Genomic DNA, 11,844 nt, shown 5'->3' on the forward strand with positions numbered 1-11,844 from the left:
AGGTTAACTGCGTTTCCAGAAGTCCCGGGTGGGTGCCTTGACCGGCGCGGTGGTGCCGGCGAACTCGTCGAGGGCTTGCAGGGTTTCTGTCCAGAGGGCGTCGAGGCGGGTGTCGTCGAGTGGGATGGTGTCCAGGGACTTCAGGGTGGTGATGAGGTTCTGGAGCTTGGTGACTTCGAGGTTCTGGAGTACGGCTTCCAGGCGGCTGGCCAGGTCGGACAGGATGATTCGGCGCTGGGCCGCGGTCGGCGTACCGGCTGAGCGGAGGAGTTGGGCCTCAGCGGCTGCCTGGGCGCGGGCCTCTTCGATCAGTCCGCCGGCCGACTGCTCGATGACAGGGCTGGGGGCCATGCGCTTCGAGCTGCGGGAGAAGATTCCTGGGCCATCGCCGAAGGCCCGGCCTCGGCGGGCTGGGGCTGCTGCGCCTGCAGGTGCTGCGCCTCCAGGAGCAAAGCCCATCGCGTTCAGCGGGGCTGCAGCGAACCCCATAGCGGGCGCGGCGGGCATGGCTAGTTGGCGGGGGTCCCAGCCGGCGGGGAGTTCTACGGGTTGCGTGACGCGGTGCTTGGGGCCGCCTTCGGCGACGACTCGGGTGTCGACGGCGACTAGGGCTGTGAAGCGGCAGAGGACGTGGTGCTTCAGGGAGACCGCGACGATCTGGTGTTCCAGCTTCTCGAGATCGACCGAGCCGCCGCCGAAGGTGTCGCTCGCGGTGGCGTAGCGGTCTTCGAGGTCGCGCAGATGACCGCGGGCCCAGACGGCGGCTGCGGCGCCTTCGGTTTGGACGGCTGGGATCGTCACCTGCCATGGCTCGCCTGCGGGCGTGAGGCCGTGGAGGTGGGCCGTGGCGTTCTCGGGGGTACCGCTGTAGCGGCCGCGGAGTACGAGCGGGACGCCGGCGAAGGCGTTCGGCATCCGGGCCGGGCTGATCGTGTCGTCGAGCAGGGTGAGGCCGTCGGCGGTGAGCGTGAGGTTGGTGAGCAACGGCGTACCGATCCTGAGGTGGATGCGGTCGAGTGCCTCGTCGAGACGGTCCTCGCTCTCGACTAGCTCGCAGCGGCCGCCGCCGAGGCCGGCCAGGCGACCGAGGAAGCCGGCGTTGACGGCTTGATCGATGCCGACGGTGTGGATCCGTACGCCGGCCAGCGGTGTGGCCAGTCCGGCGAGGAGCTGGTCCTCGTTGCCTACCTGTCCATCCGTCACCAGGACGAGGACGCGGTCGCGGGAGTTGCTGTTCTCGCCTAGGAGCCGGGCGGCTTCCTGGAGCGGGGTGAACATTTCGGTGCCGCCGCGAGCGGTCAGGCCGGCGAGGTGCTCGACGGCGCGGAAGCGGTTGCGGTCGGTGGCTTCGGCCAAGGTGTTCTCGGGCAGGCCGGTGGGGCGCTCGATGACGGTGTCGAAGCTCAGTACGGCGAAGCGGTCCGTCGCCGTCAGGGTGTCGACGATCCGGGCTGCGGCTCGGCGGGCGGCGACCATCTTCCAGCCGCTCATGCTGCCGGATCGGTCTAGTACCAGCACTACGTCCCGCGGTCGGGTTGCTGTGTCGTTGACCGGCGGCAGGATGGTCAGCTCGAAGGTTCCCTCGCTGGTGGACTCCTGGTCGGGCTGGGTGGTGAAGGCTGTGGCGGTTGCTTCGGGTTCGCCGTAGGCGAGTCGGAGGATGAAGTCGCGGTCGACGCGTTCGCCGGGGTTGATGGTGACGGTGGTCTGGCGAGCGCCTTGTTCGGTGGCGATCGCGTGCAGGCTGGAGCGGATGCCGTTGAGGGGAAGGCCTGCCGGGTCGATGTCGGCGGTGATGCTGAGGCGGACGGGGTTGGGGAAGCCGGGGAGCAGGATCGGCGGGGTGATACGAGAGGCATCCGGTACTGCGTCCGTGTCGGGTACGACGCCGTCGCCGACGGACGGTCCGCTGATCGGCGTACCGGGGATGTAGCGCGGGGCGACGACCAACGGCAGCCGGTACGTCGCTTCGCCGTCCTCGTACGGGAGGGGGCCGACGAGGGTGAGCTCCACCGACACGCGCTCGCCGGGGACGATGTTGCCGACCCGCAGCGTGAAGACGTCGGGGCGCTCTTCTTCCGCGATCGACGCACGCTGACCGGCCGCGATCGCCTGGTCGTAGGTCTCCCGTGCCTCGGCGCGCTCTTTCAGCTCAGCCTCGACGGTTCGTCCATCCGCAGTCATCCGCAATCCAGTCACCGCGGCGCGCGGCGGCAACGGGAAGATGTACGTCGCCTCCAGCGCGACGTCATGGGGGTTGTGGAACCCCTGCGTAATCACCGTCCGAGACACCAGCCCCGTCACAGTCGCCCGCACGTCGATGCTCTCCAGCGGCAGATTCCCCCGCTCAGTACTCAAGCTACCGAGCCCCGCATCAGAAGCACTCTGCAACTCGTCGGGTCGGAGGGTAGGCAGAACAGTCATAACTCGTCTCCTGACGATTGAGAAAGAAGCCCCTGCCGCCTCAACTCAGCAAGCAACGGACCAGCCGCAGCAGCAAGCCGCTCGACATCCGGAACAGCCCCACCCTGATCCAGCACCACAGTCACCCCGTCAGCAATCCGCACAGCAGCAACCACCGCGACCTCCGGCGCTAACGCGCCGGAGGTCGCGGGAAGCAGGTCGGGCGCCGAGGCAGCAGCGAGACGGTGAGTGCCGCCGGTGGCAGTGCCGGCGGGGAGTACCTCATGCTCCGCCGCGCCGAGCGGAGCGTTAGCGGAGCGAGGGGTCTCGCCGGGGGCGGTGTCGGCGGGGCTGGGCTCGGGTGAGCGGTCCGCCCAGAAGCGGGCTCGGGCCAAGGCGGGCTGGCCCGCCGTCGCAGCTGCGGCCGACTCGGGGGCCGCGCCCCCGGGAGCTGCCGGCGCGGGCGCCGCACCTGCTGACACGCCCGGCTCGGGCGCCGCATCGCTCGCGCCGCCCACTCTGCCCGCGTCGCTCACCGCGGCTGGCGCGGAGGCCGCCTTTGGGGGGTTGGGTGGGAGGGCGGCGATGGGTTCTAGGGCTTGGTTGGTGGCGCCGGCTAACTCGGATTGGATTTGGGCGATGGTTTGGCCCTGGGACTGGCGGCGTTTGATGGCTACCAGTTGGAGTAGGTGGCGGTGGCTGTAGAGAGCCGTGCGGCCGCGCATTTCAGTGGGGCGGTCGACCAAGCCCGTCGTGGTGTACCAGCGGATCGTTCGCTGGTCGGGGACTGCGCGGACGCGGCCATTGGCTTGGCTCGGGTAGTCGGCCAGTGCCGCTTCTACCCGTTCCGCCAACTCACCGAGGGTCCACAGTTCCATGCGAGGATCATGACACTGTTATATGACAGTGTCAACATCCTCTCGCGGAACAGCTGAGCCCGCTCCCGCTCCCGCCACCGCCCCGCGCCAGCACCATTTCGGTGGTCAACCCCCGAAATGGCCGGTTGCCACCTGTGGTTCAGGGGTGGCAACCCACAAGGTCAGGGGTTAACCACCGAAATGTGGCGGTAGAGACGGGGCGGGGGCGGTGGGGTGAGGAGGGGATGGGGGTGAGGAGGAGGTGGGGGCGGGGCAATCAGCGTTTGGGGTAGGCGGCGTCTACCTCTACCTCGACGAGCCAGCCGGTGACGGGGAGGTTCTCGATCTCGAGGGCGAAGCGGGACGGGCGGGACTTGTTGACGACGAAGGGCTTGGCGGGGGCGGCGGTGCCGAGGGGGACGGGGACGAACTTGCCGGTGGTGAGGTCGGTGTTGGCGAAGTACTGGCGGTACGCCCGGTTCCAGCCGGCGAAGTCAGCGGCAGGTGCACCTAAAGGGTTCTGCAGGAAGACGCGCATCGTGTAGACGTCGGAGTACGAGAGCCCGACCGCCTTGAGGTTTTCGCCGATCCGGCGCAAGGCGTTGATTCCTTGGGCTTCGGTGATCGTGACGCCGGCGGGCAACACTCCACCCGGGAAGATGACAGTGTCGACGTACGAGGCCTCACTCCCCGCGGGAGCGTCAGCATTCAAGGCGCTCGGCCCGAGCCCACTCGTCTTGTAGATCGGGGTGTCGGCGCCGATCCCCACACCGGTGGCGATCATCGGGTTCGCCTGACCGGCGGGCAGGGCCGGTACGACGGTGCCGGGCCGCGGCGGCTTCGGCCGATCCCACCAGCCGTCGGCGGTCGCAGTACCGGCAACAAAAGAAAGCGCTACGACGGCAACCCCAGCAACCAAACGCTTCTTCATCGGCTCATCACCTTGCTGTGCAGGGCGGTCACGGTGGCCCGGGCGGAGACCATCGCGCCGTGCTGCCAGGCGATGGTGTGGCTGAGGTGGTCGCCGGCGAAGTAGATGTTGCCGGTCGGTTCGAGCAGCTTCGCGTAGACGCCGTCGGTCTGCGACGGCCAGCCGACCCACGAACCGCGCGAGTACTCCGTACCCGCCCAGTCCACCGAGAACGACGCCTTCACGTCCTTGCCGTAGCCGTCACCGTGAATTTTGATGCCCTGGGCAATGGCTCGCTCGAGCCGAGCGGCCGGGCTGAGCGCACCGTACGCCGTGGCGTTGGCGCCCGTGTTGTAGTAGCCGATCATCGTTCCGCGCTCGCCGTGGAAGCCGGTCGACGGGTACCACATGTTCACCAGGTCGAGGTTGCTGTTCGTGATCCCGCCGTAGATCCGGTGGTCGAGCTCCCACCAGCGTCGCCCGTACTCGATCCCGATCTTGCCCGCGTTGGTCGGCCTCGCGTACTGCAGCGCGGTGATGATCTCGGCCGGCAGGTTCGACGGCACGGTCGCCGCGATGTGCGGCGGCAACGCGCAGATCGCATAGTCCGCCTTGAGTTCCCGTGGCTTGCCGCCGCTGCTGTAGATCACCGAGACGCCGGCCGACGTGTTGCGCAACCCGAGCACCTTGGCGCCGTACACGAACTTCTCCCGGCCGATCGCCCGCTCGAACGCGTACGGGATCCGGTCCATCCCGCCGACCGGCTGGAACATCATCATCGCCTGGTCCCAGCCGAACTCGAACGAGAAGTAGTTGCCGACCCCGCTCGCGAGCACATCGCTCAGCCCGTACGGCGCTGCGGTACGCCCACCCTCCAACCCGGCGCCAGGTTCGACCTCGTACCCCCGCCGCCCATCGGTGCCCGTGTAGGCGAACCCGGCCGCTTTGTTGCCAATGGCACCAAAACTGCCGAGGAAACCGATCAGCGCCTCCTTGTCGGTCGCCGTCAACAGGCCGTCGAGCGCACCCTGGTCGGTCGCCTTGGCGAGCAACTCGGAGACGTACCCGTAGACGTCGGCCTTCGCGGTCCGATGCCGGATCGCCTTGTTCGAAAGAGAAGTGGTGCCTTCGCGATAGAGGTAGGCGTCGGCGTTCTGGTTCACGAACGGCTCGACCGCGACGCCGAGTTCGCGACAGTAGTCCAGCGTTACGTGATGCTGCGGGATCCGGCCGGGCCCGGCGTTCATGTACTGCCCCTTGGAGAACTTGGCCCGTTGCGTGTTGCCGTGCAGGTCCTTCTCCTCGGTGCCGCCGCGGACCGTCCAGTTCCGCCCACCCGGCCGCTGGCGGGCCTCCAGCAGCGTCACCTTGTAGCCGGCCTTGCCGAGTTCGTACGCCGAGGTCAGCCCGGAGATCCCGGCGCCGAGGATGACGATGTGCTTCTTGCCGCGTCCGTTCAGGTCAGTGCGCGTCGGCGCCGCGAAGGCCGGGGTCTCCGCGGCGGTGGTCAGGCCGAGCGCGCCCATCGTCGAGTACAAGACACCGGCGCCACCGGTGATACCGACCTGTTGCAGGAACTGCCGTCGGGTTTGGGGCATGTGCGAACTCCTCACTAGGCGGGTGGGGTTGCCTAGAAAGGTAAGGACAAAGTGTTTCCCGCCCGTATCCGCGCTGTGAGAATTTGGCGGCGATCGCGACAGTAATGTTTCGTATTAACGACCCTGTGGCCGCGGCGGGTCTGCTCTGTTACTTGGCGAGCTGCGCCTGAAGGGCTTTCGCTGCTGATGAGATCTGCGCGTAGACGCCGGGGTAGCCGCTTTCGGCGCAGCCCTTGCCCCACGAGACGGTGCCGAGCAGGCGGCCGTTGAGGACGAGCGGGCCGCCGGAGTCGCCTTGGCAGGCGTCGCGGCCGCCTTCGACATAGCCCGCGCAGATGTTCGTCGCGGCGGCGTAGCCGTTGGCTGTGTACTCCTTGTTCGCCAGGCAGGTCGCGTCGCCCAGGTCCGGTACGGCGAGCTTCTCCAGGGTGTCGGCGGGGCCTGTCTCTTGTGTATCGCCCCAGCCGTAGACGGTCGGTACTGCGCCCTTGCGGTCGGCCTTCGGATTCGTCTCCAGCGGCAGGACCGGTACGCCGGTAAGCGGCCGGCTCAGCGTAAGTACGGCGAAGTCGTAGCGGTTCTGGTCGTGGTTGTAACCGGGATGGACCCAGATCGACTTGATGCCGGACGTACGGCCGACGCTGGTGTCCGTCAGGTCCGGCCGGCCCTGGACCGCGGTGTAGGTCGATGCGGGCTGGATCATGCAGTGGGCGGCCGTGATGATCTTGTTCGCGCTGACCAGGGCCGCACCGCAGTACCGGCCGGTCTCTTCGGCGGAGTTGGAGTTCGTCAGCGCGATCGCCCACGGCGCTTCCGTAGTACTGGCCAGCGTGCCGCCCACGATCAGCTTGTGGTCGTGGCCATCCGAAGCACTCGCGGCACCCGCGGTGGCGAGCAGAAGAACCCCGGCGATGGCAGCAGCACGCTTCAACATGCGAGCGAACCTACTGCACGTGGTCACACGATTGCGGTAGGTCATCGGTACGTCGCCAAACCGACACGCCCAAGGCGATCGTCCACACGCCCCACGCGGTACTGCCGATCAGCCCGCCAAGATCCCAGACCGGGAAGCTGGGGATCGCCGTCGCGAGGATGTCGCCCTGGTTGGTCAGGTAGAGCACGCTCGCCACGAGTCCGGAGCTGGCGACCCACCGATGCTCGCGCAGCAAGGCGACGCAAACGCCAATGCTCCAAGCGATCGCGAGTAGTTGGCCGAGGTGCTCGCCGAGCAGTGCTCCACCGAACTGATGCTGTGCGGTCCAAGCAGCCTCGACTGCGGCTCGCGTCGTCTCGTCGCCCCCGGCGTAGGCGCGGGCGAGCGGTGGGACGACGAAAACCCAGCGCAGGAAGCCGATCAGCGAGAGGAGTACTGATGCGGCGCCTAGCCAGGTGGCGGTTCGGAGTACCGGGTCGTGGCGGCGGTTGAGCGCTTGTGGGACCAGGAGGATCGGGATCGCGAGCAGGGCATAGGTCCAGGCGACCGCGAACCAGGTCCAGATCAGGCTGGTGCCGCCCGCGGTGAAGGCCGGCAGGACGACGTCGGCCGGCTCCCGCAGGATGTCGGGCCAGTCGAAGGTCGATGAGAGAACGCTCGCGGCCACCCCGAAGGCGATGGCGGCGAGGACGAACAGTGCACCGGTGAGGCGACGCAGCATGATGGGCTCCTAGAAATTGTACGGCGTACAGAATCTGTACAGTGTCCAAATAATGTACGCTGTGCAGAGATGCGTCAAGGGGTCGAGCAAAGGAGCCTGGATGGCACCGGCAGGACGGGGGCGGCCCGGGCCGCGGCGGGCGTTGACGGAGGACGAGATCCTCGATGCCGCGCTGGCGTTGCTGGACGAGGGCGGGCCGGCAGCGGCGTCGATCCGGGGGATCGCGGCGAAGGTCGGGGTCGCGCCGAACGCGGTCTACACCTACTTCCCGGACAAGGCAGCGGTGACCAGTGCGCTGGTCGAGCGGCTGCTCGGTGAGTCCGACCAGGGCGTGTTCGCCGACCCCAGTCGGTCGTGGCGGGAGCGGATCGAGGGTGCGGCGATCGACCTGCGCGAACGGATGGTGGCGCATCCGGGCGCGGCTGCTCTGCTGATGAGCGGTCCGATGGACGGCCCGCGGGCGACCGCGCTCGGTGAGCAGTTGCAGGAGCTGCTGGTCGGGGCGGGGCTCGAGGAGCAGGAGGCCGCGCGGGCGACGTACCTGCTGATCGTCTACGTCCTCGGCTCGATCGCGCTCGAGGTCGCCGACGAGTCCGAGCCCGGCCCATTGCCTCCCGAGTCGGAGCGGATCGCCACTCGCCGCCGGGTTTTCGACCAGATCCCGGCCGAGGTCTTCCCGCGGTCAGCTGCCGCCGCCCCGACGATGGCGACCTATATCTCGACCGATCAGTACCTGTGGGGCCTGCATCGGGTGCTGGACGGCATCAGCGGCCCGAATCATGCATAGGTCCGCGCTGTAGGGGCACAGGGCGGTCAAGAGGTTGCCGGAACTCGAGGTCCCGCAACCTCCAGGCCCCGGCGTTGAGGAAACCAGCGCCGGGGTCGCCTCATGCACAACTTCGATGACGCACACTGGGGATTACTGCACGCCGAGTTCCCGGGGGGAGATCGGCTTCGGCAAGGAGCTGACGATGATCGAAGAACAAGCCCCACATCTGGAGATCGCCGCGGCGATGACCGAGGTGGCGGCCGCGATGACCGGGCCGACCGACCTGGACGAGACGCTGCTGGTGATCACCCGCTGCACCGTCGACACCATCCCGGGGATCGTCGACGCGAGCATCTCGATCACCGCCAAGGACGGCCTGATCAAGACGCTCGCGCCGACCGGTCCGCGGGTCACCCGGGCCGACCACCTGCAGTACGAGCTGGGTGAGGGGCCGTGCCTGGACGCGGCGATCGAGGATCCGGTGGTCGCGGTCAACGATCTGGCCAACGACCCGCGCTGGCCGGACTTCGGCCCGAAGGCGGCGGCGCTCGGGTTCGGCTCGCAGATCGCGTTCCAGTTCCGGGCCGAGCCGCACATCCGCGGTGCGCTCAACCTGTACGCGCAGGAGCCGAACGCGATCGACCATGACTCGGTCCAGCTCGGCAGCATGTTCGCCGGCCAGGTCGCCGTCGCGATGGGCTGGGCCCGCCAGGACCAGACCCTGACCGAGGCGCTCGCCACCCGCAACATGATCGGCCAGGCGGTCGGCATCGTGATGGAACGGTACAAACTCGACTCCGACCGAGCCTTCGCCTTCCTCACCCGCCTCTCCCAGACCAGCAACACCAAACTCAACGCCATCGCCAAGGCCCTGGTCCAGCAGGCGAACGAGCAGTCTCAGCAGTAACCGTGTAGCCCCGCGCCACATGGGCACGGGTAGCTATGACTGTCTACGGCTTCCATGCCTCGCACGAACAGGTCCCGCCCGCCGACCTGCTGAAGGCGGTGGTGCGGGCCGAGCAGGCTGGGTTCACCGCGGCGATGTGCTCCGACCACTTCAGCCCTTGGAGCACTCGTCAGGGTGAGTCCGGGTTCGCGTGGTCCTGGCTCGGCGCCGCTCTGCAAGCGACCGAGCTGTCCTTCGGTGTGGTGAACGCGCCAGGGCAGCGGTACCACCCGGCGATCATCGCGCAGGCGATCGGGACGCTCGGGTCGATGTATCCGGGGCGGTTCTGGGCCGCGCTCGGTACCGGCGAAGCGAGCAACGAGCACATCACCGGCGATGGCTGGCCGCGGAAGGCTGTGCGGCAGCAGCGGCTGGAGGAGTCCGTCGAGGTGATGCGGAAGCTCTTGCAGGGTGAGGAAGTGAGCCACGACGGGCTCATCACCGTGGACCGCGCCCGGCTCTGGACCTTGCCAGCCGAACCGCCCGCGCTGCTCGGCGCAGCGGTTTCGACGGCGACGGCGGAGCGGGCGGCCAAGTGGGCCGACGGGATGATCACGATCCCCACCGGTGATGACGAAGGGCTGCGCCGGATGATCTCGGCGTACAAGGACAACGGCGGTCGCGGGAAGGTCTGTCTGCAGGTGCATGTGAGTTATCACCCGGACGAGGCCGAGGCGACCAGGATCGCGCACGAGCAGTGGCGGACCAATGTGTTCTCGCCGCCGTTCTGCTGGGACACCGAGACCGCCGAGGCGTTCGACCAGGCGGCCGAGCATGTTCAGCCCGAGTCGATGCACCAGGCCGTGCGGATCTCGTCCGACCCGGGGCAGCACGCCCAATGGCTCAACGACTACGCCTCGCTCGGTCTCGACGCGATCTATCTGCATCACGTCGGGCAGGAGCAGTCGGAGTTCATCGACGTGTTCGGCGACAAAGTACTGCCCCAACTGGAGGTGACCCGACCGTGAGGCTGACCGAGACCGCTGACGTCTGGTGGAAGAACGCCGTCGTCTACTGCCTGGACATCGAGACCTTTTTCGACACCGATGGCGACGGGCGTGGGGACATCCGCGGGCTTTCGCAGCGGATCGACCATCTGGCCGAGCTGGGGGTGACGTGTCTGTGGCTGATGCCGTTCTATCCGACGCCTGACCGGGACGACGGGTACGACATCACCGACTTCTACGGCGTCGATCCGCGGCTCGGGACGCACGGCGACCTCGTCGAGCTGATCACGCTGGCGCAGGACCGGGGGATCCGGGTGATCGCGGACCTCGTGGTGAACCACACGTCGGACCAGCATCCGTGGTTCAAGAGCGCGCGGGCGTCGCGCACTTCGCCGTACCGGGACTGGTATGTCTGGCGGGACGAGCCGCCGGCGAACCAGCACGAGGGAATCGTGTTCCCGGACCAGGAGGACAGCCTCTGGCAGTACGACGAGGAAGCGGGCCAGTACTACCTGCACCAGTTCTACAAGCATCAGCCCGACCTCGACATCGCGAATCCCGCGGTCCGCGAGGAGATCCTCAAGATCATCGGCTTCTGGCTGCGACTGGGGCTCTCCGGGTTCCGGGTCGACGCCGTGCCGTTCCTGCTGGACACCGCGGGCGCGACGGACGCCGCGAACCTGGCTGATCCGCACGACTACCTGCGTGACCTGCGCGCTTTCCTGAACCGGCGCGACGGCCAGGCGGCATTGCTCGGCGAGGTCAACCTCTCCTACAAGGACACCCGGACGTTCTTCGGTGACGAGGACGGCGACGAGCTGACCATGTGCTTCGACTTCATCGGCATGCAGAAGCTGTACCTCTCCCTGGCGCGCAAAGACCCGGCCGAGCTGGTCAAGGCGCTCCGCGAGCGGCCCGCGCCGCCCGAGGAGGCGCAGTGGGGGACCTTCGTCCGCAACCACGACGAGCTGACCCTCGACAAGCTGAGCAAGGACGAGCGGCAGGAGGTCTTCGACGCGTTCGGGCCGGACGAGGACATGCAGCTCTACGGTCGCGGACTGCGCCGCCGGCTGCCGCCGATGCTCGGCAATGACCAGGCCCGGATCAAGATGGTCTACAGCCTGCTCTTCTCCCTGCCCGGTACGCCGGTGCTGTTCTACGGCGAGGAGATCGGTATGGGCGAGAACCTCGCCGCCGAGGGCCGCAGCGCCGTCCGGACTCCCATGCAGTGGACTACCGGCCCGACCGGCGGCTTCTCCACGGCCGACCCCGACGACCTGGCCGGCCCGGTGGTGGAGGGCGAGTTCTCGCCCGAGCACGTCAACGTGGCCGCTCAGCGGAAGGATCCCGACTCCCTGCTGAGCTGGATCAAGCTGCTCGCCCAGCGTTACCGCGAGTGCCCCGAGCTGTCCTGGGGCGAGTGCACGATCCTCGAGCACGACGCGCCGTCGGTGGTCGCCCACCGTTCGGACTACGAGGGCGGCACGGTGATCGCCCTGCACAACTTCTCGGCCGATCCCGCCGAGATCACCCTGGCGGTCGCAGGCGCCGGCGTCGGCGTACGGGTTGCCGATCTCCTCACCGGCGCGACCTCCGACGTGGACAACGACGGCACCCTGCGGCACCGCGTAGAGCCCTACGGCTGCTGCTGGCTGCGGGTACTGCGCCCCGGCGACCGGTACCTCGTCTGAGCGTTGTCCAACGGGACAACAAGAGCAGTTTGGGAGGTTCTGGGCAGGTCGGTGCCGATTGTGGGCAG

General features: G+C 68.0%; 10 protein-coding genes. 4 read left to right on the forward strand and 6 right to left on the reverse strand.

Features of this window, described 5'->3' with window-relative positions; translation table 11 throughout:
* Positions 1-3 precede the first annotated feature (3 nt).
* The 6 genes from OHA70_RS15850 to OHA70_RS15875 all read right to left on the reverse strand — a co-directional run bounded on the left by OHA70_RS15850 (position 4) and on the right by OHA70_RS15875 (position 7,423).
* On the reverse strand, positions 4-2,424 hold the full coding sequence (locus tag OHA70_RS15850) for a VIT domain-containing protein (protein ID WP_328333164.1): 2,421 nt from the start codon (positions 2,422-2,424) through the stop codon (positions 4-6).
* Entirely contained in the window at positions 2,421-3,281 is an 861-nt protein-coding gene (locus OHA70_RS15855; protein ID WP_328333166.1) for a MerR family transcriptional regulator, read from the reverse strand. Before OHA70_RS15855 ends, OHA70_RS15850 begins: the two co-directional genes overlap by 4 nt.
* A gap of 256 nt (positions 3,282-3,537) precedes the next feature.
* A complete protein-coding gene (locus OHA70_RS15860; protein WP_328333168.1) occupies positions 3,538-4,191 on the reverse strand; it encodes a Rid family hydrolase in 654 nt (217 codons plus the stop codon).
* A complete protein-coding gene (locus OHA70_RS15865) occupies positions 4,188-5,768 on the reverse strand; it encodes an FAD-dependent oxidoreductase (protein ID WP_328333170.1) in 1,581 nt (526 codons plus the stop codon). Before OHA70_RS15865 ends, OHA70_RS15860 begins: the two co-directional genes overlap by 4 nt.
* Positions 5,769-5,916: 148 nt before the next feature.
* Entirely contained in the window at positions 5,917-6,702 is a 786-nt protein-coding gene (locus tag OHA70_RS15870) for a S1 family peptidase (protein WP_328333172.1), read from the reverse strand.
* Positions 6,703-6,712: 10 nt separating this feature from the next.
* Entirely contained in the window at positions 6,713-7,423 is a 711-nt protein-coding gene (locus OHA70_RS15875) for a DUF4386 domain-containing protein (RefSeq protein WP_328333174.1), read from the reverse strand.
* A 100-nt stretch (positions 7,424-7,523) separates the two neighbouring features.
* On the opposite strand from OHA70_RS15875, the gene OHA70_RS15880 reads away from it, so the two are divergent.
* From OHA70_RS15880 to OHA70_RS15895, 4 genes are all read left to right on the forward strand, one after another.
* Positions 7,524-8,210 carry a TetR/AcrR family transcriptional regulator gene (locus tag OHA70_RS15880; protein ID WP_328333176.1) on the forward strand — a complete coding sequence of 229 codons (687 nt, stop codon included), beginning with the start codon at positions 7,524-7,526 and terminating at the stop codon, positions 8,208-8,210.
* Positions 8,211-8,394: 184 nt separating this feature from the next.
* Positions 8,395-9,099: a GAF and ANTAR domain-containing protein gene (locus OHA70_RS15885; RefSeq protein WP_328333178.1), complete on the forward strand. Its 705-nt coding sequence runs from the start codon at positions 8,395-8,397 to the stop codon at positions 9,097-9,099.
* A 35-nt stretch (positions 9,100-9,134) separates the two neighbouring features.
* Entirely contained in the window at positions 9,135-10,106 is a 972-nt protein-coding gene (locus tag OHA70_RS15890; RefSeq protein WP_328333180.1) for a TIGR03885 family FMN-dependent LLM class oxidoreductase, read from the forward strand.
* On the forward strand, positions 10,103-11,776 hold the full coding sequence (locus OHA70_RS15895) for an alpha-amylase family protein (protein ID WP_328333182.1): 1,674 nt from the start codon (positions 10,103-10,105) through the stop codon (positions 11,774-11,776). Before OHA70_RS15890 ends, OHA70_RS15895 begins: the two co-directional genes overlap by 4 nt.
* Positions 11,777-11,844 lie beyond the last annotated feature (68 nt).

The sequence above is a fragment of the Kribbella sp. NBC_00382 genome, from assembly GCF_036067295.1.
Lineage (GTDB): Bacteria > Actinomycetota > Actinomycetes > Propionibacteriales > Kribbellaceae > Kribbella.